Raw genomic sequence first — 25,048 nt, forward strand, 5'->3', positions numbered from 1 at the left:
TATCAACTCCTCTCTCTTAAAAAAACGTTTATTCTCTGTAATAATACAAATACATACTTCTTTATCATAAACCCAAATACAAGAAAGCACAAACCCGTTTTTGAAGAAACTTGGCTATTCTTTTGGATAATAAGGGTTTATGTGTATTAACACTTCTTTTATATTATCGTATTTGCTCATTAATGTTTCCTTTACTTTTTTGGAGAGGTCATGCCCCTGCTTAATCGTCATACTATGGTCAATGGCAATCCGCAAATCAACTAATACATAATGACCGTGTTCTCTTGCTCTAAGGCGATCGATTCGCTTTACTTCTGGAAACGTAAGGATAACAGAAACATATTCCTGTAATGTTTCTGGATTGATACTCCGCTCCAATAAAATATTAAACGCTTCTGTCAGCATTGTTTTAGAAATTCTAAAAATGAGGTAGGCCACAAAAATACTGGCTACTTTATCTCCATAAAGTAAAAACCTCAGGTCAAATCTTTCCCCAATAATTGAAATTAAAACCCCTATGGAAGCGGCAATGGATGCAACAATATCTGCTTTATGATCAATTGCAATGGCTTCAATGGCTTTGCTATTGTTTTGTTTAGCCACCTTAAGGGATGTTCGATATAAAAAAACCTTTGTAATAAAGGAAAAAAAAGCAACCCACATGGCTAAAAAGCTTGGTGGCTCGATCCTTTGGAAGAAACCACTAACCCCTTCGTACACGACATAAAGCGCAACCATAAATAGGATGATACCGATGATACCAGATACGATTACCTCTGCTTTACCATGTCCATATGGATGTTCTTTATCTGCTGGCTTATTAGAAATTTGAATAACCAGCAAAACGATGACAGAGGCAAAAACATCCGCCGCAGAGTGAATACCATCAGCAAAAACGGCATCACTATTTCCAATTAATCCGATAATGATTTTTCCTAGAGTCAATACAATATTACATATCAAACTAATCCATGCTATTTTATTAGCAATAGCTTCCCTCTGTTCCATTCTTTTAACCACCTCAGGCACTTTTCTTTAACCATCCCAAAACAAGTATAGGTGGCTTTATAGTTATCATGGGCTGCTTACTCTGCCTATTTTGAAAATGCTCATTCCTATTTTAACTTAAGTTTCTCCATTTTTCCCGTTTTTTTCACTACTTACCATTTCCTGTTCCTCTTCAACTGTAATTCTTGTAATTTGATCTTGAAGCAAATGAAAAGCATCATTTAATTCCTCTCTTGAGGGAAATTCCCTATTTTTATTCATGTTTTAGCCTCCTAGAAAATTTATCGCATAATGAAAGGAGTAATCCTTTCTTAATTGGTAAAAATACGTTTGTAAAAAATCTTTAAGAAAGGAGTGTTTATGAATGGACCAAAAAGTACCAAAAGACAGCCAGAAAGTGGCGGGAAGAGTTTATGATCCAAGTGATTATCAAAAAACAGATCAATTATCATCAGGCCTTGCTGAAACACATGAACAATTTAGTGATTCCTACATGGAAGGCGAGATTGGTGCTAAAATCGACAATAAAAACGGATGAATTTCTGATTTACTAAACAAAAGAAGAAATAAACAGCCATAGAAAACAGCTCTCTATTTTGAGAACTGTTTTCTTTTTTTAATCATGATCAACGTATGGGTCGTGCTCATATGCAGGCAAATCACCAAAGGTCGTCATAATTCCCTCTTCATCTAGAGCAGCTTCATATTGTTCGTGCTGCTGATTAGGGTAGACCGTTACATTTTTTCCATACATATCATTACCCACAAAGTTCTCAAAGTCCTCTACATAGCCAACATTTTCATCAGATTCAATATAGATATCCTGGTAATCATCCTGGGAAAAAGCTAAATCGGACGGAGTTTCTGATGTTCCCCACTGGGCTACGGTTTGCCAGGAATCTTCTGCGTCGAAGGCGACAGTTTCATGCTGCCTGTCCATATCAAACTTGCCCCATGGCGGCATCAATACGCCTTCTTCTAACGGACGTGTATGGTCAGTAATTTGATCGGGACTATGCTCTTTACAATAAATCGTATTTGGCAGTGCCTCTAACCTTTCAATAGGAATTTCTTTTCCGCAAACCTGACATTTTCCGTACGTTCCATTTTCCATTGTCTCTAAGGCTTGGCTGATATTTCCGAGTTCAAGTTTGTAATGTTCTTCAAGAGCTATATCCTTTTCTCGCTCATATAAATCTGTTCCTTCATCTGCAGGATGATTATCGTAACTGGATAACTCCCCCATTGATTCATGGTAATGACCGCGGTTCAATCCAAAGTTGTCATTTTGTTTAAGATGCTCTTCTAAATCCTCTTTATCCTTAAGCAACTGCAAGCGGAGCTCAGCAAGTTTCTGTGTCGACAGCATCCGTCATTACTCCCTTCAAAAAACTTCACAAGTTGATTTATATATGATGAACTTTGTTTGGTATTACATCTTGTACCTTTATATTTTCAAGTTATTAACGAATGATTATGTAACAAATCAACAATTCCAACAAAATCCTAATTAGAACATTAACCTGAAGGTATAAGTCTTTCTTTAGAGAGTAACTTAAAAACGTCAACATATTTTAAGTGGCTGTGTTAATGATAATCGATGATTTTTTAACCTGTTGATTGGAACGGAAGGCACTTGACTCCTGCGGGAGTACGGGGCTGGGGAGACCCCACAGGCGCTAAAGCGCCGAGGAGGCTCCCCGGCACGCCCGCGGAAAGCAGTGCCTGGAGTGGAAATCAACAGTCAATTTTACACAGCCTAAGAAAAAAGAGGGATCTTATGGTAAATGAAGACTTCGAAAAGTTTAATAAAGTACAGCAGCAGCATCAAGGAGAATATCTTGGTACTGACAGAAAACAACCGCCTGGGCTAAACGACCAAGAGTATAATAATCAAGAAATTACAGACAAAGCCATCGGTGCAACAGGAAGAGAATCAGAGCTAAAATAAAGCTGGCTACTTTGCCAGCTTTCTCATCCAAATAAGGCGTTAAATGCTTGAACTCCAAAATAAATCCCAAATCCAATCAAAGAAAACCCTGAAAGAAAAGAAATAAACACGAGCAAACTTGGGGTTAGATATTTTTTAAAGCTGCTTGAGATTCCTGCCATTGTGAAATCCCAAAGCAATAAACCAATAAAAATGGCACTACTGTAAAGAATAAGCTGGCTGCTTTCATAGGAAGCCGCTGCCTTAGCTAAAATGGATCCATAAATCCCCAGCCAAAAAAGAATGGTTAATGGGTTGGAGATTGACATAAAAAATCCCGATAATAATGATTTGATTAACGGTTCTTTATTCCTGTTCTTTTCTAATTTAACTTTTCCTGCATTAATCATACTTTCGACACCTGTATAAAACAGAACGAAACTGCCAAACGTCCATAGAAATGTTTTCATAAACGGAGTACCAAGAAACTGATGAACACCTATGTAAACAGCTAACATATAAATGGCATCAGCAAGTACAGCCCCAACGCCGACAAACCATGCATGCATGAATCCATTTCGAATCCCTCGGTCAATTTGGGCTGCATTGATTGGCCCTATCGGGGCCGCTAATGACAGTCCCAGCAAAATATAGCTTAAAAATACGTTCATCCGATAACCCCCCCCCCGCGATAAAAAGCCTGTCTACCAATTTTTATTCATCGATGGAAGGTTGTACCACTAAAAAATATAAAAGATGCCTCCAAAAAAATGAAAGCACAACAAAAACTTATTTTCTTTCTGAGGCATCCTTTAGCTGATTAAACAGAAATAATTCTTCCTCAAGTTTAGCCTTTTTCTTTAAATGACCAGGCATTGCCAGACTAAATGTATCAATATCGATTGAATATTTAGGACGATGTTTTGATTCTTTATAAATTTTCCCAACATATTCTCCAATTAATCCAATTGCAATTAGCTGCAGCCCCCCGATTAACCAAATGGAGGTGATCAAGGATGTCCAGCCTGTCTGGGTTTCCCCGAAAAACTTCAGTGTTAAAAAATATCCACCAAACATAAGACTTACAAAAAATGAAACAAGGCCGATCAAAAGGACAGCTCTGATCGGAGTTACCGAAAAAGAAGTAATCCCATCAAATGCAAATGCCAGCATTTTTTTTAACGGATACTTTGTTTGACCCGCCTTTCTGATTTTACGATCGTAGAAGACCTTTGTTGATTGAAAACCAATCAATGGAACAATGCCTCTTAAAAATAAATTTGCTTCCCTATAACGTTCTAATTCAGAAATAGCCCTCCTGCTCATAAGTCTGAAGTCAGCATGATTATAAACAAGATCCACACCCATTTTACTCATCAGCTTATAAAATCCTTGAGCCGTAAACCGTTTAAAAAAAGTATCCGTTTCACGGCACTTACGCACTCCATACACAATCTCATTACCCTCGGTAAACTTTTGAATAAACTCACGAATCACCTGAATATCATCCTGCAAATCTGCATCAATCGAAATCACACAATCCGAATAATCCTTCGCTGTGAATACCCCCGCCAATAATGCATTCTGATGTCCAACATTACGTGAAAGCTTTAAACCGTGAACATGCTCTTTTCTTAGTCCTTCTTTGTAGATGATTTGCCATGTTTCATCTTTACTGCCATCATCGACAAAAAGAAGCCGGCTGCGGTTAGAAACCAGCCTTTCATTTACTAAATCAATCAGTAAATTGTTTAATTCAAAAATCGTCTCTGGTAAAACTTCTTCCTCGTTATAACAAGGAACAACAATCGTTAGAATCGGTTCAATCATGTGCAATACCTCCAGAAGTTACATGACTTCATATAAATAAATTTTCCAGGCTGAATGTTTATTGACAAAAATTTTATCCAGCTTAAGATGATTTTCGGATGCATTATCAATCCGCAACGCTGAAAAAAAGTACCTTCCGCCCATTTTCTTAAATTCATTGGTATTGAGTTGAAGGTTTCGAAGATGCCTCTTGGAATCTTTTTTAATCATATAATGTTTCCCTAATTGGCTTGTAAAAATATAACAGCGTCCACCCCAGAGATCATAATATTTTCGAATGATTGGATTCACTGCTAATTCATTCGCTATAATTCTTCTGAATTTATGTTTATAGCTTAATGGATAAAAGTTATTGTAAGTATCCAGCGTATAAAAACCATTAAATTGAGAAATCGCTGGATGGATACCAATACTTGCAACACGGTAATCCTTCTGTGGCAAAGCAATGTAATTCTTAATATCTTTGAATAAGTCTTCTGCATAAAACTCTTTCACAGTTGGCTTTTGATGATAAATGAATTCATCATTATACAAAAAAAGAAAGGCAATCTGTAAAATGACCATTGTTTGTGCCGTCTTTCTCCAGTTTCTTCCCAATGTAGAAAGGATTTTTAAAGCAAGAGCAAAATCCGCATAAAGGACAAACGGACTCAAAAAATGGTAACGAGCAAAATTAAACGTATTTAAAAAGTGAAAATGCTTTACAATTGGAGCCCATCCCTTATAAAACCAAAAACCATACCAAACGGACAGTAAAAAATTGAGAACAAATAACAAGACAAATACTCTTTCCTGCTTCCAAAACCTTTTTTCCCACACATAATACATAGCAAAAAAGGTAATTGGCAAAACAATCAGGGTATGCAATGTCATGTCATGGGTATGTCCTATAAAATAGTTTTTAAAGGTTAAGTGGACAACTTTCCAAAAAGGCAATTGGGCATACGAAAATTCATCCCTGCTGTTGGGCTCCCCTTTATACAGAAAAGAAAAGACAAGCCGATACTCAACAAGCATGTAAATCGAAGACATATAAATAATCGCTGCAAAAAAGCGTAAGTTCCAGCCTTTCCCCCTAAAAACATCACTAAGCCAGAATAAGCTGATTACACTTAAAAAAAAGAAAAAGCCCAATACGAAGCTTGAATAGAACGGCAACAATGTCAGTGTTATTAGGCTTTTTCCAATTTCTTCTCCTTTGCGGATATTTAAAAACGCCCATAATGCTAAAGGCATCCCCAGTGTACTCAGCATTCCTGACGGCCAAAAAGGCGTTAGCGAAAATGCAAGTGCTGCACCCGTTTGAAAAAAACGCCACTTATGATCTGTCAGCAAATGTTTTTTTAATAACAAATACATTCCAAAAAAGGCTGCAACTCTGGTCACTGCTTGACTAATCCCATAAGCAATCATGGTTGGAAAAAAGACATACAACCAGACAATTCCACTATACTCTGTTCCTAAGGCATTTCTTGGCAGTCCATTAATGATTTGCGGAATGATCCCTTGTAAGGGACCTAACATCTGACCGCTTCTTGCTAATACTTTGTACCATGCAAGATTTGAATCTAAGTTATCATGAACACGGATATGTGCGTTTTCTTGCAGGATAAACAATGGTGCCAGGTAAAAGGAAAGAATTAACAAGGAAAGGACCAGCCATTTCCGCTCCTTTAGAAAATCAATAAACAAAGCTGTACACCTCAAAAAAGCAGTAATTTATTTATAAGGTTTACAGAATGCTTGAAAATTATTCTTATTATTTGTCGAATTTTCACATAATAAAAAACACCTTCCTATTATTTCGGAAGGTGTTTGTCTAGAGTTAAATAGAGTTACTGGCTAACTTTCGTACTATAAGCATTTAAAAGGAGATCAAGCTTTTGGCTGCATTGAACGACTGTCGGGTTAGAATATCCATACTGGTGTGCCAATACAATCATTTTCTTCCTTGTTTCTTCGATATTCTTTAAGAGTTCCTTCATAGCCCATCCTCTTTTCAAAATGTCTTATATAGGTCGTTACTCCTAGATTACCTTTTTTTGTCGGATTAGACAAGTAGCATTTGTGTAAAAATTCATAACATTTCGCGAACAAATCAATTAATCATTTCTAAAATGAATTACCTGTCTTTTTGATTATGATGTTTGTTTTTTTCGTTAATAATGAATGAAAGAATGACGTTTGATTGGGGTGCTTTTTTTGCAAAATCGGCTCTATATTACATTTTTACGGCTTCCTCTTTTGATAAGAGTTTTATTTATTGCTCTCTTTGTGTTTCTTAGCTTTGGTATCATCATCCATTTACTAGAGCCCCATACTTTCCCTACCATATTTGATGGAATATGGTGGGCCATTATTACAGCTTCTACAGTAGGTTATGGAGATTATGTTCCTCAGACCTTTTTAGGCAGGATTGCCGCTGTAACGCTTATTTTAGCTGGGGCAGGTTTTGTTTCTACCTATTTTATTACACTTGCCAGTGCTGCTGTTACAAGACAGGATCGGTTCACAGAGGGGAAAATTGCTTTTAGAGGAATGGAGCATATCGTTATTATAGGCTGGAATGAAAGGTCACGGGAACTCATAGACAGATTAACAGCCCTCACTCCCACACCCAATATCATCTTAATAGATGAAACACTAAAAACCAATCCTGTCGATTCTAAATATGTTCATTTTATTCAAGGAAAATCTCACATGGATGAAACGATTTTAAAAAGTAATATCGCTGAAGCCGAAACGGTCCTTATAACAGCAGACCGTGGAAACAACGAACATCAAGCAGATATGCACAGCATTTTAACATTGCTTACAATAAAAGGGCTGTGTCCAAACGTAAAATGTATTATTGAAATTTTGACATCGGAACAAGTCACAAATGCTATGCGGGCTGGGGCTGATGAGGTAATCCAATCCAATAAGCTGACAAGTATTTTTATGGAAAATAGCTTATATTCTTCCCATGATGGGTTGTTATCAGACATAGTATATCAATTAAAGGAAAATCGACTTGAGATACTCTCAGATGATATTTTTTCAGGAAAAAGCTATGCCGAAGTCCATGCACTTCTCTATCAGCAGAAATATCAATTAATAGGCATAAAAAGAGAGGAAGAAACAATATTAAATCCTTCCCCCGCTTTCCTAATTAACAACCAAGATCAACTATTGGTCATTAAATGACTTAATCTGATAACAAGATTGATTCCAGCTCGGCTACAAGGCGTTTGCCATTATCAATATATTTGTTGGGAAAATCAGCATCCTTATCCACTGGTTCAGAAAATTGATTAATGGCTGCAGCGAAATTGCCAGAATTCGCATGATCATCCAGTTCACCTTGGAAATTGTGAGCCAGCAAAAATGGTCTCCCTAAGCTTACAGTGCAATTTCGGCTATCCAATTGCCCATCAATTGGGGAAAAAGGAAGGCGAAGGAATTGATAACCCTCTTCATCTTCACCAATTTTATAGTCAAAAACACCATGATCGTAATCCCAGCCGCCGCCAATTGAATAGCCAATTGGCTTTAACTTTTGCTCTAGCTTATACAAATCAAATTGTCTGCCTTCCAATTTGGACGGTATTTCAATCATTGCAAAATCCCCCTTTTTCAATAGTTTACCCATGGGAAGGGAATTACATGAGATTTTAGATATACACAGTTTCTAGCAACTTATTCACATACTTCTGAATCTTTCCACAAATTAATAAGGTTATTAACAGAATTCACAGGGTTATTCACAATTTTCAAACAAGTATTCACAATTTGGTCCTTTTCGTGCACATATAGAAAATAATTATCCACAATTCACTTATCCTAGCCATTCATTCCTTTTTTCCTTGTTTTTTGCGAGAAGTGGAATGATTGGCTCTTATTTATTCCACTTCTCCCTACTTTTCGCTTAGAAGTGGAATGTTTAGCTATTTATTCGCTTAAACATGCATAAAAAAGAAGTGCTGCGAACAGCACTTCATCTCACCTTATTTCAGCCGTTTTTCTAATTCAGCTTTTTTCTCCTCATAGCCAGGCTTTCCTAACAAGGCAAACATGTTAACCTTGTAGGCTTCAACGCCAGGCTGGTCAAATGGATTAACCCCCAGAAGATAGCCGCTCATGGCGCATGCTTTTTCAAAGAAATAAACGAGATAGCCAAAGGTATAGGCGTCAAGAGACGGAATCGTAACGATTAAGTTTGGAACGCCGCCATCTGTATGCGCAAGCATTGTTCCTTCAAATGCTTTATTATTTACAAAATCAATTGTTTGACCTGCAAGATAATTTAAACCATCCAGATCATTTTCTTCTTTTTCAATTTTCAACTCATGACGAGGCTGATCTACCTTAATAATTGTCTCAAATAAATCACGTCGTCCTTCTTGAACATATTGGCCCAGTGAATGAAGGTCAGTTGAAAAATTAGCTGATGAAGGATAGATTCCTTTTTGATCTTTTCCTTCACTTTCACCAAACAACTGCTTCCACCACTCTGAAAAATATTGGAGACCTGGCTCATAATTTATCAGCATCTCGATCGTTTTGCCTTTATTATAAAGAGCATTCCGAACTGCTGCATATTGGTAGGCTGGGTTTTCCACTAATTCAGAACCGCTGAAATCTTCACGTGCTGCTGCAGCACCACTCATCATTTTTTCAATATCTGCACCGCTGGCAGCGATCGGCAGTAAACCAACTGCGGTTAGCACAGAGTAACGGCCGCCGATATCATCCGGAATGACGAAAGACTCGTAGCCTTCTTCATTTGCTAAGGTTTTTAATGCCCCGCGGGCTTTGTCAGTTGTCGCATAGATTCGTTGCCGCGCTTTTTCTACTCCGTATTTTTCCTGAAGAAGCTTGCGGAAAATACGGAAGGCAATCGCTGGTTCCGTTGTTGTTCCAGATTTAGAGATGACGTTGATAGAAAAATCTTTGCCATCCAATAGGTCGATAACATCCTTCATATAGCTGGAACTGATGTTATTTCCACAGAAAATGATTTGCGGCGTTTTCCGTTTATCTTTTGAAAGAGCATTATAAAAGCTATGATTTAGCATTTCAACGGCTGCACGCGCTCCCAAGTAGGAACCGCCAATCCCAATAACAAGTAAAACTTCTGAATCTGATTTAATTTTTTCTGCTGCTTTTTGAATTCGGGCAAACTCTTCCTTGTCATAATCAACAGGAAGGTCAATCCATCCTAAAAAGTCACTGCCCGCACCTGTTTTCTCATGTAAAGAATGATGAGCAACTTTAACCAAGTCACTTAGATATGTAAGTTCATGCTCACTAAAGAAAGTTAGTGCTTTTGAGTAATCAAAACGAATGTGTGTCATGAAGTTCCTCCTTTTTATGTTTCATTATCACTTTAACCAAAGCTTTACAGATTTTCAAGAATGCTCTCTTGTATGATACCCCTTACAAAAAAAAATTTTCCAAAACAAGAAAAAAATCGGACACTTGCTGCCCGATCCTATCTTTTTTCTAAAGAGAAGCCCTGTAGATGGCGATGCAATCTTCTTTGTTTAGTTTGGCAAAACCGCCGAATTCTCCATTCACCATTGCTTTATCTGCCATTACTTCTACTTGGCTGTCATCGATGTCGTAATCAGCCAAACGGGAAGGTGCACCAATACTACTCCAAAATTCCCGCAGTTTTTCAATTCCTTCAAGGCCTGCCTCTTCAGCACTCTTTCCTTCAGGATTCACACCAAATACTCTTACAGCAAGCTGTTTAAAGCGTTCAGGTTTCACTTTTAAGTTATGCTTCATCCAGTTAGGGAAAAGAATAGCTAGGCCGCCGCCATGCGGGATATCATAGACCGCTGAAACAGCATGCTCAAGATTATGGGTTGCCCAATCACCCTGGAAGCCCATTGAAATCATGCCATTTAAGGCCATTGTTCCATTGTAGAGAATTGTTGCCCGTAAGTCATAATTTTCAAGATCGTTAATAAGCTGTGGTGCTGTTTCAATAACAGTACGAAGCAGTCCCTCGAGCATCCGATCTTGTAATAAGGTGTTTTCCTGAAGGTGGAAATAATGTTCCAACGTATGGACCATCATGTCAACCATACCGTAAACAGTTTGATTTTTTGGTACAGTATATGTATTTTCAGGGTCTAAAATCGAGAACTTCGGATATGTAACGGGACTCCCCCAGCCATATTTCTCATTTGTTTCCCAATTCGTGATTACTGAACCAGAGTTCATTTCTGAACCTGTTGCCGCAAGTGTGAGGACAACACCAAATGGAAGTGCTTCTGTTGCAACATCCTTCTTAGTTACCAAATCCCATGCATCACCATTATATTTTGCACCTGCTGCGATCAGTTTTGTACAGTCAATGACACTACCGCCGCCGACAGCAAGGATAAATTGAATACCTTGTTCACGGCAAATTTCAATCCCTTTTTTGGCGGTGGTTAACCTAGGATTAGGCTCTACGCCAGAAAGCTCAGAAACTTGTACACCTATTTCGTTTAAAGTACTCATTACATTGTCGTATAAACCGCTTCGTTTAATGCTTCCGCCGCCATAAACGAGGAGCACTTTATTTCCATATAAAGGAACCTCTGTCTTCAATTGTTCCAGCTGGCCTTTTCCAAAAATTAATTTTGTTGGGTTATAAAAAGTAAAATTCTGCATCAATAATCCTTCCTTTCATTTCATATTATTATTGATTTTGCATTTATTTGCAAAGATGGCAGCTTATCTTTTCCTATTTCAAAAAAATAAAACAAATTACTTTCCATTTTGTATATTTTCTGCAAAACAGCTTCATTCTATTATTGAATATTTGAATAAGGAGGCACTTTATGAGCACAATTCAGCGTATTGCATTAGTACTAACTATTATCGGAGCAATTAACTGGGGGCTTATTGGTTTTTTCCAATTTGATCTTGTAGCGAGTATCTTTGGAGGTCAAAATGCAGCAATCTCCAGAATTATTTATGGATTAGTAGGGATTGCTGGTCTTATTAATCTTGGTCTTTTGTTTAAGCCTAATGAACAAATGGAACGAGAACCAGAAGCAAATCCTGCAAGATAAACGATCTAAAGCGGTGCAGCTGATACAGTTGCAACGCTTTTCATTTTTTAAATATAATAAAAAAAGCCTAGCCTTTTGTTAAGGCTAGACCCATTGTGTTGTTTACTTTTTAATTAAATCTTCTTTTTGTGATTGGTCAATCCACTCTTGAAGTTTTTCTTTTAAAGTATTAAATCCTTGCTGTTCCTCTTCTTCAGGCAAAATGGTTGCCGCTTGGCGTTTACGTGCCTTCTTTGGTTTAACCGTTGATTGAACAGGTGCTTCTTCCGTCGCCCGAATCGATAAACCAATTTTCCCTGCTCCTTCATCAATCGATAAAACTTTAACTTTTACTTCATCTCCAACTTTTAAATGCTCGTTAATATCCTTGACATAACCATGAGTAATTTCAGAAATATGAACAAGGCCTTGTGTTTTTTCGTCAAGTGCAACGAATGCACCGTATGGCTGAATTCCCGTTACCTTACCTTGTAAAATACTTCCAACTTCGATTTTTTCTGACATGTAAACACTCCTATATCTAACTAAATTTTATTCATTTTATATATGCAATAAGAAATTATATCACATCAAAAGGAATTTATCAAAAATCGATAGTGAAAATAGAATTAAATTTCATTTAAAATATTACACAATTAACAAAATGTTTTAAATAATTAATAAAAAAATAGGCAAATCAATGTTAAAATGAAAGGAGGTAAATATCTAAAGAGAGGTGTATTTTATGAGTTCACTTGGTGAAAATATTAAAACGATTCGAGAAAGAAGAAATATGTCCCAGGAAGAACTAGCCCAAAAGTTGAGAATTGGAGCTAAAAAGATTGATGATTATGAATCTGGAAGACAAGTTCCAAGTAATGAAACACTCTTAAAAATTTCAACAGTTTTAGATATTCCTACATCACAGTTAACCTCTGTTCCTTCTTGAGTCTAACTGAAAAAATTTTTTTCTTTGGTATAAAAAAAGGGGGAACTGTCAAACCTTTGAGTATAAGGCTTTCTAGTATTCCCCCTTTTTGAAGCGGACAACATTGGTTGCCCGCTTTTTTTGTGCATATCCATAAAAAAACAGGCGAGCCTGAAATAGCGCCTGTTTTTTACGTATCACTTAAAGATTTAGCCAATCTGTATGGAATGTACCTTCACGGTCATTTCTTTGATAAGTATGTGCACCAAAATAGTCTCTCTGTGCTTGCAGTAAATTTGCTGGAAGGACCGCAGACCGATAGCTGTCATAATAGGCAATGGCACTTGCTAATCCCGGAACAGGGACGCCTGCTTTAATTGCTAGTGTCACTACTTCCCGAGCCGCTTCCTGATAATTTTCAACGATCGAATGGAAATACTCATCCAATAATAAATTATCTAAGTTTGGATTACGATCATACGCATCCTTGATATTTTGTAAGAACTGAGCCCGAATGATACAGCCGCCACGGAAAATCATGGAGATTTCGCCCGGTTTTAAATTCCAATTGTATTCTTCTGAGGCAACTTTCAACTGGGAAAAGCCTTGGGCATAAGACACAATTTTACTTAAATACAAAGACTTACGAATAAGTTCTATGAAATCTTTTTTATTTCCGGAAAACTCTTGTTTAGCTGGACCTTGAAGGATATTACTAGCCCTCACACGTTCCTCTTTCATGGCAGAAATGAAACGGGCAAAAACAGACTCAGTAATAATAGAAAGCGGAATGCCAAGATCGAGTGCACTTTGACTAGTCCACTTTCCTGTTCCTTTTTGACCAGCTGTGTCTAGGATAACATCAACTAATGGCTTTCCTGTTTCTGGATCTTTTTTTGTAAAAATATCTGCGGTTATTTCAATAAGATAGCTGTCAAGTTCACCTTTGTTCCATTCCGCAAAAGTTTCATGAAGTTCATCCGTTGATAACCCAAGAAGTTGTTTCATTAAATGATATGTCTCGCAAATTAATTGCATATCGGAATACTCAATTCCATTATGAACCATTTTTACATAATGTCCCGCACCATTAGGTCCGATATATGTACAACATGGATCTCCGTTAACCTTCGCTGAAATAGCCGTTAACATTGGTCCAACAGCATCGTAAGCTTCTTTTTGACCGCTTGGCATTATGGCAGGTCCTTTTAGGGCACCTTCCTCACCGCCTGATACTCCTGCGCCAATAAAGAGAAAACCTTTTTCCTCTAGCTCTTTATTTCTACGGATAGTATCCTGATAGAAGCTATTTCCGCCATCAATAAGGATGTCCCCTTTATCGAGGTATGGAAGGAGTGATTCAATTGCTTTGTCGGTAATTGCCCCGGCATTCACCATCAATAGAATTTTACGAGGGCTTTCTAACGATTGAATAAATTCTTCAATATTCGCTGTTCCAAAAAGCTTTTTCCCTGGATTGTGGTCAATTACTTCCTTTACCTTTTCAGCAGAAAGGTCGTACATTGAAACAGAGAACCCTTTACTTTCAAAATTTAAAGCAAGGCTTCTTCCCATTACACCAACGCCAACTACACCAATATTTTGTTTTCCCAAACTAAAACGTCCCTTCAAAGATGATAAAATTTTTGGTCATTATCATTATAGTTCGCAGTTTTTCTTTAAACAAACCTCAAGCTTCCATAGAAGAAAAGTTTTTTCCAAGAATATTATTTTCACTGCCTATTGTCTTTATCCATTAACGATTGCTTCTTTTATTTTACCAATAAAGTCTCTAATAATTTCTCTCCTGTCATGAGGGCTTCTCCGCCTCCCTGGGCAAAAGTTTCATTTCCTCCTCCTCTTCCATTGATCAGCTTCAAAGCATCAGCGATCAGAAGTTTCATATTTTGACTGGCATCTTGCCCTCTAGCACCTACAACTTGCAACTTGCCCTCATTTTCAGAAACAAATAGTACATTAGCGAGTTGCTCTTTTGAGATGATTAGTCGGGCAAGTTTTTGCAGTTCTTGAATCGTTCTGCCCTTAAAAACACTACTGATAAGTTTCTCCTCATTTAGAGAACTGCTGTCATCCAATAATTCATCGGCTTCATAAGAGAGAAGTTTTCCCCTTGCATCTTCAAGCAATTTTTCCAAATCCTTTTGGGTTTGCAGCATTCTTAAAACAGCAGTTTCCATATCTTTTTCTTGTGAGCTTAACAGCTTTGTTAACTCCAAGAGCACTTTTTGTTTTTGTTGGAATTGGGTTAGAACCCGTTCCCCGCAAACAAATTGCACACGCACTTTCTTCTTTTGCTTTTCCCAATCTAAAATTTTCACGGCACGAACCTGGCCTGTGGTACTTGGATGTGTTCCTCCGCACCCGTTATAATCAAAATCTGGAATAATAACTAGACGAATATCTTCTTTTACCTTTGTCTCTTTACGAAGAGGATACTGCGATAATTCGGCTTCATCCACCCATTTTGCCTCAATTACTTTATTTTCGAGAATAATCTGATTGGCAAGCTTTTCTGCCAGGACTGCTTCCTCATCTAAAAGGTCCTCAGTATCAAGGTCGATTGTTAATACTTCATTTCCAAGGTGAAACCCTACTGTTCTGTATTGAAATAATTGATCAAACGCTGCTGATAATATATGCTGACCGGCATGCTGCTGCATATGGTCAAAACGTCTTTGCCAATCGATTCTGCCTATTACTTCTTTTTCTGGCACGTCGATAGGATGCTCAAGAAAGTGACGAATCTCTCCATCTATCTCCTCAACATTAAAAACCTTTCCGCCATCTATCGTACCCACATCGTGCGGCTGGCCGCCTCCAGTTGGATAGAAGGCAGTTTGACTCAATACTATGTAAATGCGTCCCTCAGTGTCCTTTTCCTCCTTCACAACCTTTGCTGAAAACTCTTGGGTATATGCATCCTGGTAAAATAGTTTAGTTTCCATCATGTGGCTCTCTCCCTTTAATCAGTCGTCTTCTTCCAATTTAGTATATATTCCCAAAAAAACAAAGCTACCCATCATGAAGGATAGGTAGTGATAAAGGGATTATTACTATTTTTTTATTTATTTAGAGCGTTTTCCGAAAGTCTGCATGCCTGTTTGTGGAAATCCACCTGTTTGTGGGAAGCCGCCTGTTTGTGGAAATCCACCTGTTTGTGGATAGCCGCCTGTTTGTGGAAATCCACCTGTTTGTGGATAGCCGCCCATTTGCTGTTGGCCCATTTGTGGATAGCCCATATGCGGGTACCCTCCATGATGAGGATGTGGATGGTGATGGTGGTGGTGAGGATAACCTCCCATTGTATGTGGATATCCTGTGTATCCACCCATCATGCCTGGATAGCCTGTATGAGACATTCCTGGCATCATGCCTGGGTAACCGCCTGCCATTTGCGGATAACCCATTTGTTGTTGACCCATTTGTGGATAGCCTGTTCCTGGAAAACCACCAGGAAATTGTCTAGTTTCTTTTCCCAATCTAATCTCTCCCCTATATCAATGTACAAGATAGTGTATGTCCATAGGTGCAAAGAGGACTAGACTTAAACCTAAGTAACGTAAATTTTTTACTTCTTTTCGTCCTGAGATTTTTTTTGACCTGCCTGTTTATTGTTACTAATTTCACCACAGGCAATTCTTTTTCCTGAATCGCCCGAAGGCTGTGTCATCCCGTCATCCTTTTTTTCGTCGATCACAATCGATGTTCCCTCTTTTGTAAACAAGGACTTTTTTCCACTTTTTAGCGTTACATTTGGTGCCATCAGATCAGCACTAACACTTCCATCATCCTCAACAATTAAGTTTGGAAGGTCCCCGGCATCTGCACCTTTAGGGTGTAAAAGTCCATGATCCTTCTGTTCTGGATTAAAGTGATTCCCCGCCGATTGGAATTCAGGTGCCTCACATTTTCCTTTTTCATGGATATGTATAGCATGAACACCGGGATTCAGGCCTTTTAGTTTCACTTGAACTTTCACACCACTTGATTGTTCAGCTAAATTTATTTTTCCTAAAGAATCACCTACCGCATTAAACATCTCAACATCGACCTTCGTCGGGTTCTGTTGTGCACATCCAGCCAGTAACAGGAAAGGGATGATTACCCATTTTCTCTTCATACGATGTAACCCTCCAAAAAGAGCAATTTGCGATTAGTATGACCGAATAAGGTATTTATATGCGAAAAAAAAGGAACAGCGTTAACTGTCCCAAAATTGTCGTTCAGATTCGAGTTTTTCTTCAAGTTCTTTTGCCTTTTTTGCTTCACGCTTGGAATAAGAGATGATAAGCCTCATGGTGATCACAGCAGCGATCATAAAAATAACTAAACTTATGACCGCAGGGATATATTCTCTTTTATCCTCAGGAAAGTATAAAAACAAGGATAGCACGTACCATTGACTCATTTAGCTCATCCTCTCGTAAAAGGAGTCTCATGGAGATAATTATATCAACAGCCTGACTAGGTTCCAAGTTTTTAACCTTCGACTAGTGTTTATTGGAGAACATTTATTTTTTGAATAATCACATCTTCTTTCGGTTTGTCCTGTGGATCTACTGGAGTTGCCGCAATTTTATCGACTACATCCATTCCTTCCACCACTTGCCCAAATACAGTATGGCGGTGATCCAACCACGGGGTGCCGCCCTCTTTTTTGTACTCATTGATAATTTCGTCTGGATAGCCTGCTTTTTTCATTTGATCAATCATGGAAGGATCTACTTTCGTTTTTTGGACAATAAAAAATTGACTTCCATTCGTGTTTGCACCAGCATTAGCCATTGATAGTGCTCCACGGATATTAAACAGATGGTCGGAGAATTCATCTTCAAATGGATGGCCGTAAATACTCTCGCCGCCGGTACCATTTCCTTTTGGGTCTCCGCCTTGAATCATAAAGTCCTTGATTACCCGATGAAAGATAAGTCCATTATAATAGCCTTCCTGGCTGTGCTTTATAAAGTTTTCGACTGCTTTGGGGGCATCTTTAGGAAAAAGCTTAATTTTGATGGTCCCCATAGAAGTTTGCATTTCAACCAATTTTTCATCAGCAGAGACTTCTGTTGTTAATTGTGGAAAAGAGTTGGTCACTGTATTTTTCCCTTCTTTCTTTGACACTGTTGTTGAATTCGTTTTTGAATCATCTTTTTTCGTTTCTTGCTTCTGATTACTTGTCCCACATGCACCAAGAAGAAGCATGACTACGACTATAGACATAAGTATCTTCAACTTTTTTGACAATTATCATCCCTCCGGCATTTTTCGTTTAAATAGCTAAAAACATTTTATCATTTTGATTTTTAAATATCATCCTTCATAATAGAGAAGATAAGGTTTTGGTTTTTTATGAGGAGGTTTTATGATGCCCGAATTTCAAATCGGTGATAAAGTAACAGCTATTTATAAAACAGGAAAATATATTGGAGAAATAACCGAGGAACGCACGCAGCATTATTTAGTAAGAGTTTTAGCAGTGCTTACCCACCCAATGCAAGGCGACCTGCACCATCCGAAGAATGCCAGTGTAGATATTTTTCATGAGCGTCGTGCTCTTGCTAATAGGGAACAAACAAACGTCCCCAAACAAATGGTCAAACATTTTCATGATGAAATTCCTAATTATCAGGAATCTTTAAAGGCAGCAGTGGACAAAATGAAAAAAGAATGTACTGAAGCCAATTCAGCCTGGGGAGAAAAAAGCCTAGAAATCATAGAAGGATTGGAAAAGAGTTATTTTAAGTAAGAAGCAAAATAAAAGACCAAATCGTTTAGTGGATTTGGTCCTTTTATACAAATTCATTTAATAGCTTTGAAAAATCAACACGATCGCCAATTGTTGTTGGTTTTGGCTTTTCTAAATATTCTTTATCTTTCTCAACCAATCTGAAGATATTATAGGTGGTTAATGCATCATCAAGGGCCCGATGGTGCCTTCCCGTTCCTTCTTTTCCATACTCCTGGACAGCCTTCCATAAACCAGTTTGATTTTGATCACCAAAGAATCGTTTATATTCCATCGATAGATCAACTTCAACAGCTTTAAACGGAAAAGAAGTGTTTGCATGCTGGCAATTTTGTCTTAATACTTTCATATCCATATTGCCCCATGTCACAATGACATTATCATAATTCATATTATAATCTGCCATTTTCTTTACAAGTTCCAAAAAAGGAATCCCTTTATCAACCTGCTCCTGTGAAATATGTAAAAATGATTTGCAGCGTTCTGAGAGTATTGGGAACTTAATTGGGGTCACAAACGATGAAAACTGGTCTACAATCTTATCATTTATTACTGAAACAATACCTACCTCGATGATTTCTGGGAAAAAGTTTTTTACTCGAACATGTTTTTCAGGCATGGTAAACTCAAAATCTATAAATAAATGCTGACGGCGTTCTTTCATCATTTCACCACCTTTTAACATTTCACATGATTATAAATTGGTACTTTTATCACCTTTAGATATTAATCATTATATCATGAAACCCCATAAAATTTTTAATTTTTATACAAAATATAAAAGGGATGGAACCAATTTCCATCCCTCTAAAAAGTTAATCTTTATTGATGTTCAAAACAGCAATTGTGCATCTCGAAACACTTATTAATCGATCTTGTTCATCTGTAATTTTTATGTCCCAAACCATGGTTGTTTTTCCCCGATGCAGGACTGTTCCAGTAGCGGTCACATAGCCGTCTTTTTTCGAACGTATATGATTAGCGTTAATTTCCAGTCCTACAACTCCCTGGGTACTTTTATCGACGAGTTCATAGGCACCAACACTTGCGACTGTTTCTGCCAGAGCAACAGACGCCCCGCCGTGTAACAATCCAAATGGCTGATGTGTTCTTCCGTCAACAGGCATTGTTGCAATGACCTTTCCTTTTTCCAAAAGTTTGATTTCAATGCCTAACGTATCCAGTAACGTTTTTTTATTCTCCATTTAAATACCTCCATATGTAAAAAATAACACCTGTAATCACTTGGTTTTTCGAGATACTATTTAATGTCCCTAATAAAGGGCAACTCATAAAAATGAGGTGGACAGCCATGGAAGTAAGAGAAGGCTTAATCCCAACGATTCTTGGAACGGCAGTAACCGCGGCAGGTATCGCTATGAAACAAAACCGCAGCATAGATAAAATGTATTCGAATACCATCTTTGGATTTGGCCTCGCACATATTGTGTTAGGGGCAATCGACTTAATCGAGCATCGAAATGAGTTCTAGAGTATACACTTTTCCATTTTAACCTATTTTTGCTAAAAAACAGAAAGAAACAGCTTCAAGAAATTGAGGCTGTTTCTTCGTTTTTTTAATAAAAACCCATACCTGGATATCCGCCAAAACCCATACCTGGATATCCCATTGGACCAAACCCAGGATAACCAAAACCTGGATATCCCATTGGACCAAACCCAGGATAACCAAAACCAGGGTATCCCCATGGGCGACTAACTAAAGCTCCGCCAAGTAATCCCCCTAAAAACCCTAATCCGCCTACCGCTAGTGGCAGACCGAAACCAAAAAATCTTTGATCGTGTATAGGGGGCACGTTTCTATAATATGGATACATTCGAGCTTTTCCTCCTTTTCATCTGCACTTGCCTACATTATTTCATATGCGGCGGCAGCTGCTTTTGAGTGGGCTCTACTTATTAAGGGGAAAATGAATTCTATTTTTCAATGGGCTCAAACTGTTCCACAAATAGTGCAAGTGTACGTGTCATGACACCCGTGGCACCTGCAGGGCCGAGGTCATAATCCTTAGCTGATGTTGCAGTACCAGCAATATCAAGGTGAACCCATGGCGTATTTTCTGCAAACTCACCAATAAATGCCCCAGCGACAATCGCATGACCTTCACGTCCTGGTGAATTATTCAAGTCAGCTATTTTGCTGCTGCGGACTCTTTCTTTATCCCGTTCAAATAGCGGCAGCTGCCATATTGGTTCAGAAGCCTCCATGGAAGCTTCCAGAACCTGTTCATACAGACGTTCATTATTGGTCATTGCACCGGTTGTATATAATCCAAGTGCTGTAATAACCCCACCTGTTAATGTTGCCACATCAACAAGATACTCCGCACCATGGTGCTTGGCATAGGTAACAGCATCTGCTAAAACAAGCCGGCCCTCTGCATCCGTGTTTAATACCTCAATGGTTTTACCACTCATCGAAGTGATCACATCATCCGGTTTAAATGCTGAACCGCTAATCATATTGTCCGTTGAAGGGATCACAGCCACGACATTTTGCTCTGGCTTCAATTCTCCAATGATTTGCATCGCCCCGAGAACTGCCGCAGCTCCGCCCATGTCTGTCTTCATTCCAACGATCCCTGTTTTTGTCTTTATGGAATAACCCCCGGTATCAAACGTAATTCCTTTCCCCACAAGGCCAATGACATCATTCCATTGTTCTTTTCCTTGATATTTTAGAACAATCATTTTCGGCGGTTCGGATGAACCCTGGTTGACGGCAAGGAACGCTCCCATGCCTAGCTTTTGAATTTCTTCTTTTTCCAAAATCTCGGCCTCAAATCCATATTGTGCAGCTATGCTGCTTGCATAGTTAGCAATATCAGTCGCTGTTAAGAGATTCCCCGGAATATTGACAAGCGTGCGCGCTGAATTTACTCCATTTCCAAATGCCTGACCAACCTCGAGTGCTGCCAGGATTTCTTCTTTATCAGTTGAATCAGTGTAAATGGTAAAGCTGTTTACCGTTTTTTCAGGTTCGTTTGATTTCTGTTTATATCCTTCAAATTGATATGTTGCCAGCGTGAATGCTTCGCTTAATGCATGGGCTGCATCCAAGCTATCGATTTTTTCAGAAAGGAAAGAGCCTAACAGAATCGCTGCCTCTTCGATTTTGGCCGCTTTCATTTGCTTAAACAATTTACCAAAAGCATCTCTTAACTTTTCAAATGTCAAATCTTTTTCTTTTCCCAGGCCGACAAAATAAATACGCTTCGCACCTATTTTGCCAAGGGTATGTAGCTTGTTAATATTTTTGAATTTAGCGGACAAATCCCCACTTTTGACAAGCTCAGTTAATTGTCCGGAAAATGATTCATCCAGCTGGGCGAGATCTCCGCCAAACTTCTCAGGCTTATCAAATAAACCGATAATGATGCTTTCGTGTTGCTTGGATAGTTGGAAATGATTTTCGATTTTAAACACAATAAGACCTCCGTTTTATTTTTTCTTTTTCTATTATAAATCTTCATCCTCTTCGATAAAGAGATATAGCCTTGGCAGTATGGGCAGCTTATCAATTTCCTCATAAGGGATTGAATCAATATCGTCTGGAAATAACGATAATGCCTCCTCGATAAAAGGATACACCTTTTCTAAATCAAGACCCCAATGCTTTGGCCGATAGGATTGCAAATATCTGTGAGCCGTCATCATCATGGAACGAGCTCCTTTTACATTTCCATAACTATAATGGTAGATCGCCACACTCATTTGCAGCAAACCCTTAATAAAAAGATTTTCTTTGTCGGTCATCCATACCTCTTCGAGTAAATCATGACACGTATAGTAATCTTCATCGTTGAAGGCCACAAAAAACTCATAATATTCGAGCGGATAATCTTCCACAAAAATTGCCCCCCTGCTAAATCATATGGTGCCATTTTTTATTTTAAAATTAAATTCCCTTATACACAAAAAAACAGGCTTATTTGTCGCCTGTTTTTATCTTTGTTCTGATTTGATATATTGCTGACGAAACACCTGCATCGATTTATCCTCATTTAATGCAGTTAATTCTTGTTCTGTCAGCTTTCCACTGCCTTTATGGACAATGTATACCTCCAACTGCTTTTTTCCCCAAGAATGATATACTTCATTTACTGTTTCATAATATAGGTCAAGCTCATTCCCTTTTATGGCTCCACCTTTATCTGCCACGACTCCGTATCCATAGCCAGGGATAAACAGAATGGTTCCTATTGGAAAAATACTTAAATCAGCAGCAATAGTTGAAAATAAATCACGCTTTACCTTTACCCCGGAATAAGTGATTCCGTAACTGGGACTATCTTTGCTTTTACCTGTTGATTCATACCCAGCTGTATAACCTGTTGCAATAACCGTTTGTTTAGGATATTTGGACCAATCAATCGAATTTTCTAATGGAACTGTCTCCGCTGAAGCTTTGGAAGATAGGAATGTTTCCATCCAAGCACCCGTGTGATGGGTAAACTCCACAAGGTTCATTTTTACTTTTTCTTCAAGTATGTGTGCTTCTTTTAATTTTAAACTAACAAATGCTAACAGCGTGTTAGATTTCACTCCAGATATTGATTGATATGTCATTAAAAGCGCGGTCAGAAAAAGAAACGTCATGGCTAAACGCCTAAAAAAATCAGCTAATTGATTCATTCAATTTTTCACCCTCCAGAAATAGTAGTTTCCCGGATGGAGGGAAATATACAAAAATGAAGGTAAATTAAAAAGAAAATCCATTACTATTTTGTAATGGATGAGTTAATACTCCTGATTTAATTAAAACATGGCGTAGCCATTTTTTCGTAACAGCTTGATGGTAATCCCAGCAGCAATTGCTCCTGCTAAGCCGCTTAGAAGGATAATAATATCTGCAGATCCTAATGATGCAAATCGGTGTCCAAGTTGGGTAAAGGCATAGCGGCTGTTGGTAAAATACTCAATAAACCGAACTTTATCTACAATGAGAATAGCAATAATAGGGTAAATAATAGCCATTATCCACGACATTCTTAATAACATATTAAGGAGAAAGCCGATCCCAAAAAATAACACAAAAAATAATAAAACGGATATAATTAACACCACAATGCTCATCTGCATGGTAATATCCTCCTCTCACACTTTCATTAAGTGTAACTGAATGTCCAAAATCCCGTCAATTAAATCATTCATTATAGGGGTATTTACCTCCTATATTCCTGGTAAGTAATTAGAAAAGAGGCAGATGTCTCTGCCCCTTCAGTCCGTTTTATTGTGTGATTAAAATACTTTAAACTTTCCTTTTTTCAACATTAGTGATGCCCCGCCAATCATAAACAACGAGCGGTTGTCGACGACTTTTTTCATCAATGATGCTTTACCGCCTCTTAATTTTTTACCATAAACAACCCCAATTGCATCGTCTTCACCGAGTGAACATACTGTACCTTTAATGTTCGGCTTAAATACTTCAAGGTCCGTTTTACCTTTAATAAGTGCGGCAAGATTACGTGCACAGCATTGACCTTGTTGCATGGCAATTTGAGCTGTCGGAGGATACGGGCGATTAATTTCTTCATTAATAAATAATGAAGAATCACCGATGATAAAAATATTGTCCTGGCCAGGTACCCTTAAATCAGTTTGTACCTTAACCCTTCCTCTCATAGCTTCAAAACCGGATTTTTCAATAATTGAATTTCCTCGGATTCCAGCAGCCCAAACAACGGTTGCTGCTTTAATTTCAATTGGCTCCTCGTCTTTTTTTCCTGCAATGATTCCAACAGAAGTACATTCTTTTATGGCCGTACCAATTAAAAATTCAACACCTTTTCTTTCCAATTGGGACACAGCATATTGAACAAGATCTTCATCAAAACCTGGAAGAATAGTTGGTGCTGCTTCTACACAAGTAATTTTCACTTTATTAAAATCTACGTCATATTCATGACAAAGCTCTGGGATTCGATTTGTTAACTCACCAAGAAATTCAATTCCAGTAAATCCTGCTCCGCCAACAACAATTGATAATCTTTCTTCTTTCTTTTCTTCTTCCATGTTGTAAGTGGCAAATTGGTATTCAAGATGTTCCCTTAATTGACGTGAAGAGTTAACATTTACAATACCAAAAGCGTACTCTTTTAATCCTTTGATTCCGAACGTTTCAGGCTCTCCGCCCAATGCAACAACTAGATAATCGTAGTCAACTTCCCCATTCTCCAAGATTACTTTCTTTTCCTCTTTTTTAATTTCTACGGCTGTGTCTTGGATAAATTCGACTTTATTACGATCAATCACATCACGAATTTCATAACGAACACGATCATGGTGTAATGTACCGGCAGATGCTTCATGCAACCATGTGGTTTCATAATGATAATCATTTTTATTAACCAAAACAATTTCTACATCATTAACACCAACTAATTTCTGCATGGTTACGGCTGTCATCAAACCACCATAACCTGCACCTAATATAACTACCTTTGGCTTTCTCAAAGTGATCACTTCCACCTTTTATATTTTTTATATCGCTTCTTCTTATCTTCCACATCTTTCATACATATTATTTT

General features: G+C 38.0%; 32 protein-coding genes. 7 read left to right on the forward strand and 25 right to left on the reverse strand.

What is annotated here, in order from left to right:
* Nucleotides 1–114 precede the first annotated feature (114 nt).
* Together RCG17_RS08250 and RCG17_RS08255 are read right to left on the reverse strand one after the other, a co-directional pair.
* Entirely contained in the window at nt 115–1,008 is an 894-nt protein-coding gene (locus RCG17_RS08250; protein WP_308174707.1) for a cation diffusion facilitator family transporter, read from the reverse strand.
* 117 nt (nt 1,009–1,125) lie between these two features.
* Complete coding sequence (locus tag RCG17_RS08255; protein ID WP_308174708.1) at nt 1,126–1,269, reverse strand: hypothetical protein; 144 nt, start codon at nt 1,267–1,269, stop codon at nt 1,126–1,128.
* A gap of 103 nt (nt 1,270–1,372) precedes the next feature.
* Between RCG17_RS08255 and RCG17_RS08260 the strand changes: the two genes are divergently transcribed.
* Nucleotides 1,373–1,546: a YozQ family protein gene (locus RCG17_RS08260; protein WP_308174709.1), complete on the forward strand. Its 174-nt coding sequence runs from the start codon at nt 1,373–1,375 to the stop codon at nt 1,544–1,546.
* A 78-nt stretch (nt 1,547–1,624) separates the two neighbouring features.
* On the opposite strand, the gene RCG17_RS08265 is transcribed toward RCG17_RS08260, so the two are convergent.
* Nucleotides 1,625–2,377, reverse strand: coding sequence for a TraR/DksA C4-type zinc finger protein (locus RCG17_RS08265; protein WP_308174710.1), 753 nt, complete (start codon nt 2,375–2,377; stop codon nt 1,625–1,627).
* A 411-nt stretch (nt 2,378–2,788) separates the two neighbouring features.
* On the opposite strand from RCG17_RS08265, the gene RCG17_RS08270 reads away from it, so the two are divergent.
* Nucleotides 2,789–2,959, forward strand: a complete 171-nt coding sequence (locus RCG17_RS08270; RefSeq protein ID WP_308174711.1) for a hypothetical protein — start codon at nt 2,789–2,791, stop codon at nt 2,957–2,959.
* A gap of 23 nt (nt 2,960–2,982) precedes the next feature.
* Here the strand turns inward: RCG17_RS08270 and RCG17_RS08275 are convergent, their stop codons facing one another.
* The 4 genes from RCG17_RS08275 to RCG17_RS08290 all read right to left on the reverse strand — a co-directional run bounded on the left by RCG17_RS08275 (nt 2,983) and on the right by RCG17_RS08290 (nt 6,753).
* Nucleotides 2,983–3,609, reverse strand: coding sequence for a LysE family transporter (locus RCG17_RS08275; RefSeq protein WP_308174712.1), 627 nt, complete (start codon nt 3,607–3,609; stop codon nt 2,983–2,985).
* A 118-nt stretch (nt 3,610–3,727) separates the two neighbouring features.
* Nucleotides 3,728–4,768 carry a glycosyltransferase family 2 protein gene (locus tag RCG17_RS08280; RefSeq protein ID WP_308174713.1) on the reverse strand — a complete coding sequence of 347 codons (1,041 nt, stop codon included), beginning with the start codon at nt 4,766–4,768 and terminating at the stop codon, nt 3,728–3,730.
* A gap of 18 nt (nt 4,769–4,786) precedes the next feature.
* Nucleotides 4,787–6,460: a DUF6044 family protein gene (locus tag RCG17_RS08285; protein WP_308174714.1), complete on the reverse strand. Its 1,674-nt coding sequence runs from the start codon at nt 6,458–6,460 to the stop codon at nt 4,787–4,789.
* Nucleotides 6,461–6,603: 143 nt separating this feature from the next.
* Complete coding sequence (locus RCG17_RS08290) at nt 6,604–6,753, reverse strand: aspartyl-phosphate phosphatase Spo0E family protein (RefSeq protein WP_308174715.1); 150 nt, start codon at nt 6,751–6,753, stop codon at nt 6,604–6,606.
* Nucleotides 6,754–6,961: 208 nt separating this feature from the next.
* Between RCG17_RS08290 and RCG17_RS08295 the strand changes: the two genes are divergently transcribed.
* On the forward strand, nt 6,962–7,954 hold the full coding sequence (locus RCG17_RS08295) for an ion channel (protein WP_308175791.1): 993 nt from the start codon (nt 6,962–6,964) through the stop codon (nt 7,952–7,954).
* Nucleotide 7,955: 1 nt separating this feature from the next.
* On the opposite strand, the gene RCG17_RS08300 is transcribed toward RCG17_RS08295, so the two are convergent.
* From RCG17_RS08300 to RCG17_RS08310, 3 genes are all read right to left on the reverse strand, one after another.
* A complete protein-coding gene (locus tag RCG17_RS08300) occupies nt 7,956–8,366 on the reverse strand; it encodes a YugN-like family protein (protein WP_308174716.1) in 411 nt (136 codons plus the stop codon).
* A gap of 388 nt (nt 8,367–8,754) precedes the next feature.
* Nucleotides 8,755–10,104, reverse strand: coding sequence for a glucose-6-phosphate isomerase (locus RCG17_RS08305; protein ID WP_308174717.1), 1,350 nt, complete (start codon nt 10,102–10,104; stop codon nt 8,755–8,757).
* Nucleotides 10,105–10,252: 148 nt separating this feature from the next.
* The gene (locus tag RCG17_RS08310; RefSeq protein ID WP_308174718.1) at nt 10,253–11,416 is read right to left on the reverse strand and encodes an iron-containing alcohol dehydrogenase; all 1,164 of its coding nucleotides are present in this window, start codon (nt 11,414–11,416) and stop codon (nt 10,253–10,255) included.
* A 170-nt stretch (nt 11,417–11,586) separates the two neighbouring features.
* Between RCG17_RS08310 and RCG17_RS08315 the strand changes: the two genes are divergently transcribed.
* Entirely contained in the window at nt 11,587–11,820 is a 234-nt protein-coding gene (locus tag RCG17_RS08315; protein WP_308174719.1) for a DUF378 domain-containing protein, read from the forward strand.
* 102 nt (nt 11,821–11,922) lie between these two features.
* On the opposite strand, the gene yugI is transcribed toward RCG17_RS08315, so the two are convergent.
* Nucleotides 11,923–12,324 (reverse strand): S1 domain-containing post-transcriptional regulator GSP13, encoded by a 402-nt coding sequence (gene yugI / locus RCG17_RS08320; RefSeq protein WP_308174720.1) that lies wholly within the window; start codon nt 12,322–12,324, stop codon nt 11,923–11,925.
* A 220-nt stretch (nt 12,325–12,544) separates the two neighbouring features.
* On the opposite strand from yugI, the gene RCG17_RS08325 reads away from it, so the two are divergent.
* Nucleotides 12,545–12,748: a helix-turn-helix domain-containing protein gene (locus RCG17_RS08325; protein WP_308174721.1), complete on the forward strand. Its 204-nt coding sequence runs from the start codon at nt 12,545–12,547 to the stop codon at nt 12,746–12,748.
* Nucleotides 12,749–12,928: 180 nt separating this feature from the next.
* Here the strand turns inward: RCG17_RS08325 and gndA are convergent, their stop codons facing one another.
* The 6 genes from gndA to RCG17_RS08355 all read right to left on the reverse strand — a co-directional run bounded on the left by gndA (nt 12,929) and on the right by RCG17_RS08355 (nt 17,992).
* Nucleotides 12,929–14,341: an NADP-dependent phosphogluconate dehydrogenase gene (gene gndA / locus RCG17_RS08330; RefSeq protein WP_308174722.1), complete on the reverse strand. Its 1,413-nt coding sequence runs from the start codon at nt 14,339–14,341 to the stop codon at nt 12,929–12,931.
* A 158-nt stretch (nt 14,342–14,499) separates the two neighbouring features.
* On the reverse strand, nt 14,500–15,693 hold the full coding sequence (locus RCG17_RS08335; RefSeq protein WP_308175792.1) for an alanyl-tRNA editing protein: 1,194 nt from the start codon (nt 15,691–15,693) through the stop codon (nt 14,500–14,502).
* Nucleotides 15,694–15,813: 120 nt separating this feature from the next.
* Entirely contained in the window at nt 15,814–16,227 is a 414-nt protein-coding gene (locus RCG17_RS08340; RefSeq protein ID WP_308174723.1) for a hypothetical protein, read from the reverse strand.
* Nucleotides 16,228–16,316: 89 nt separating this feature from the next.
* Nucleotides 16,317–16,868 carry a superoxide dismutase family protein gene (locus RCG17_RS08345; RefSeq protein ID WP_308174724.1) on the reverse strand — a complete coding sequence of 184 codons (552 nt, stop codon included), beginning with the start codon at nt 16,866–16,868 and terminating at the stop codon, nt 16,317–16,319.
* Nucleotides 16,869–16,949: 81 nt separating this feature from the next.
* Entirely contained in the window at nt 16,950–17,156 is a 207-nt protein-coding gene (locus RCG17_RS08350; protein WP_308174725.1) for a hypothetical protein, read from the reverse strand.
* Between the two features lie 89 nt (nt 17,157–17,245).
* Nucleotides 17,246–17,992, reverse strand: coding sequence for a peptidylprolyl isomerase (locus RCG17_RS08355; protein WP_308174726.1), 747 nt, complete (start codon nt 17,990–17,992; stop codon nt 17,246–17,248).
* Between the two features lie 121 nt (nt 17,993–18,113).
* On the opposite strand from RCG17_RS08355, the gene RCG17_RS08360 reads away from it, so the two are divergent.
* On the forward strand, nt 18,114–18,494 hold the full coding sequence (locus tag RCG17_RS08360; RefSeq protein WP_308175793.1) for a kinase-associated lipoprotein KapB: 381 nt from the start codon (nt 18,114–18,116) through the stop codon (nt 18,492–18,494).
* A 43-nt stretch (nt 18,495–18,537) separates the two neighbouring features.
* On the opposite strand, the gene kapD is transcribed toward RCG17_RS08360, so the two are convergent.
* Both kapD and RCG17_RS08370 read right to left on the reverse strand, forming a co-directional pair.
* Nucleotides 18,538–19,158: a 3'-5' exonuclease KapD gene (kapD, locus tag RCG17_RS08365; protein WP_308175794.1), complete on the reverse strand. Its 621-nt coding sequence runs from the start codon at nt 19,156–19,158 to the stop codon at nt 18,538–18,540.
* 151 nt (nt 19,159–19,309) lie between these two features.
* Complete coding sequence (locus RCG17_RS08370) at nt 19,310–19,699, reverse strand: hotdog fold thioesterase (protein ID WP_308174727.1); 390 nt, start codon at nt 19,697–19,699, stop codon at nt 19,310–19,312.
* A 107-nt stretch (nt 19,700–19,806) separates the two neighbouring features.
* Here RCG17_RS08370 and RCG17_RS08375 point away from each other — a divergent pair, with 107 nt between their 5' ends.
* Entirely contained in the window at nt 19,807–19,986 is a 180-nt protein-coding gene (locus RCG17_RS08375; RefSeq protein WP_308174728.1) for an asparagine synthase, read from the forward strand.
* A gap of 85 nt (nt 19,987–20,071) precedes the next feature.
* Here RCG17_RS08375 and RCG17_RS08380 read toward each other — a convergent pair whose 3' ends face one another.
* The 6 genes from RCG17_RS08380 to RCG17_RS08405 all read right to left on the reverse strand — a co-directional run bounded on the left by RCG17_RS08380 (nt 20,072) and on the right by RCG17_RS08405 (nt 24,974).
* Complete coding sequence (locus RCG17_RS08380; protein ID WP_308174729.1) at nt 20,072–20,332, reverse strand: hypothetical protein; 261 nt, start codon at nt 20,330–20,332, stop codon at nt 20,072–20,074.
* Between the two features lie 100 nt (nt 20,333–20,432).
* Entirely contained in the window at nt 20,433–21,941 is a 1,509-nt protein-coding gene (locus tag RCG17_RS08385; RefSeq protein WP_308174730.1) for a leucyl aminopeptidase, read from the reverse strand.
* A 33-nt stretch (nt 21,942–21,974) separates the two neighbouring features.
* Nucleotides 21,975–22,364 (reverse strand): DUF309 domain-containing protein, encoded by a 390-nt coding sequence (locus RCG17_RS08390; RefSeq protein ID WP_308174731.1) that lies wholly within the window; start codon nt 22,362–22,364, stop codon nt 21,975–21,977.
* Between the two features lie 96 nt (nt 22,365–22,460).
* The gene (locus RCG17_RS08395; protein WP_308174732.1) at nt 22,461–23,150 is read right to left on the reverse strand and encodes a 3D domain-containing protein; all 690 of its coding nucleotides are present in this window, start codon (nt 23,148–23,150) and stop codon (nt 22,461–22,463) included.
* A gap of 123 nt (nt 23,151–23,273) precedes the next feature.
* Nucleotides 23,274–23,597 (reverse strand): YuiB family protein, encoded by a 324-nt coding sequence (locus RCG17_RS08400; protein WP_308174733.1) that lies wholly within the window; start codon nt 23,595–23,597, stop codon nt 23,274–23,276.
* Between the two features lie 159 nt (nt 23,598–23,756).
* Nucleotides 23,757–24,974, reverse strand: a complete 1,218-nt coding sequence (locus RCG17_RS08405) for an NAD(P)/FAD-dependent oxidoreductase (RefSeq protein WP_308174734.1) — start codon at nt 24,972–24,974, stop codon at nt 23,757–23,759.
* Between the last annotated feature and the right edge of the window lie 74 nt (nt 24,975–25,048).

This window comes from Neobacillus sp. PS3-12 (genome assembly GCF_030915385.1).
GTDB lineage: Bacteria > Bacillota > Bacilli > Bacillales > Cytobacillaceae > JAEVLT01.

What these genes read in the sequence shown, in the direction of transcription:
- RCG17_RS08370 (WP_308174727.1), bottom strand. Translation starts at nt 19,699, where the DNA reads ATGGAGAATAAAAAAACGTTACTGGATACGTTAGGCATTGAAATCAAA.
- RCG17_RS08335 (WP_308175792.1), bottom strand. Translation starts at nt 15,693, where the DNA reads ATGGAAACTAAACTATTTTACCAGGATGCATATACCCAAGAGTTTTCA.
- RCG17_RS08315 (WP_308174719.1), top strand. Translation starts at nt 11,587, where the DNA reads ATGAGCACAATTCAGCGTATTGCATTAGTACTAACTATTATCGGAGCA.
- RCG17_RS08255 (WP_308174708.1), bottom strand. Translation starts at nt 1,269, where the DNA reads ATGAATAAAAATAGGGAATTTCCCTCAAGAGAGGAATTAAATGATGCT.
- RCG17_RS08280 (WP_308174713.1), bottom strand. Translation starts at nt 4,768, where the DNA reads ATGATTGAACCGATTCTAACGATTGTTGTTCCTTGTTATAACGAGGAA.
- RCG17_RS08270 (WP_308174711.1), top strand. Translation starts at nt 2,789, where the DNA reads ATGGTAAATGAAGACTTCGAAAAGTTTAATAAAGTACAGCAGCAGCAT.
- RCG17_RS08375 (WP_308174728.1), top strand. Translation starts at nt 19,807, where the DNA reads ATGGAAGTAAGAGAAGGCTTAATCCCAACGATTCTTGGAACGGCAGTA.
- RCG17_RS08325 (WP_308174721.1), top strand. Translation starts at nt 12,545, where the DNA reads ATGAGTTCACTTGGTGAAAATATTAAAACGATTCGAGAAAGAAGAAAT.
- RCG17_RS08380 (WP_308174729.1), bottom strand. Translation starts at nt 20,332, where the DNA reads ATGTATCCATATTATAGAAACGTGCCCCCTATACACGATCAAAGATTT.
- RCG17_RS08250 (WP_308174707.1), bottom strand. Translation starts at nt 1,008, where the DNA reads ATGGAACAGAGGGAAGCTATTGCTAATAAAATAGCATGGATTAGTTTG.
- RCG17_RS08310 (WP_308174718.1), bottom strand. Translation starts at nt 11,416, where the DNA reads ATGCAGAATTTTACTTTTTATAACCCAACAAAATTAATTTTTGGAAAA.
- RCG17_RS08395 (WP_308174732.1), bottom strand. Translation starts at nt 23,150, where the DNA reads ATGAATCAATTAGCTGATTTTTTTAGGCGTTTAGCCATGACGTTTCTT.
- RCG17_RS08345 (WP_308174724.1), bottom strand. Translation starts at nt 16,868, where the DNA reads ATGAAGAGAAAATGGGTAATCATCCCTTTCCTGTTACTGGCTGGATGT.
- RCG17_RS08275 (WP_308174712.1), bottom strand. Translation starts at nt 3,609, where the DNA reads ATGAACGTATTTTTAAGCTATATTTTGCTGGGACTGTCATTAGCGGCC.
- RCG17_RS08300 (WP_308174716.1), bottom strand. Translation starts at nt 8,366, where the DNA reads ATGATTGAAATACCGTCCAAATTGGAAGGCAGACAATTTGATTTGTAT.
- RCG17_RS08290 (WP_308174715.1), bottom strand. Translation starts at nt 6,753, where the DNA reads ATGAAGGAACTCTTAAAGAATATCGAAGAAACAAGGAAGAAAATGATT.
- RCG17_RS08265 (WP_308174710.1), bottom strand. Translation starts at nt 2,377, where the DNA reads ATGCTGTCGACACAGAAACTTGCTGAGCTCCGCTTGCAGTTGCTTAAG.
- yugI (WP_308174720.1), bottom strand. Translation starts at nt 12,324, where the DNA reads ATGTCAGAAAAAATCGAAGTTGGAAGTATTTTACAAGGTAAGGTAACG.
- kapD (WP_308175794.1), bottom strand. Translation starts at nt 19,158, where the DNA reads ATGAAAGAACGCCGTCAGCATTTATTTATAGATTTTGAGTTTACCATG.
- RCG17_RS08260 (WP_308174709.1), top strand. Translation starts at nt 1,373, where the DNA reads ATGGACCAAAAAGTACCAAAAGACAGCCAGAAAGTGGCGGGAAGAGTT.
- RCG17_RS08350 (WP_308174725.1), bottom strand. Translation starts at nt 17,156, where the DNA reads ATGAGTCAATGGTACGTGCTATCCTTGTTTTTATACTTTCCTGAGGAT.
- RCG17_RS08305 (WP_308174717.1), bottom strand. Translation starts at nt 10,104, where the DNA reads ATGACACACATTCGTTTTGATTACTCAAAAGCACTAACTTTCTTTAGT.
- RCG17_RS08360 (WP_308175793.1), top strand. Translation starts at nt 18,114, where the DNA reads ATGCCCGAATTTCAAATCGGTGATAAAGTAACAGCTATTTATAAAACA.
- RCG17_RS08400 (WP_308174733.1), bottom strand. Translation starts at nt 23,597, where the DNA reads ATGCAGATGAGCATTGTGGTGTTAATTATATCCGTTTTATTATTTTTT.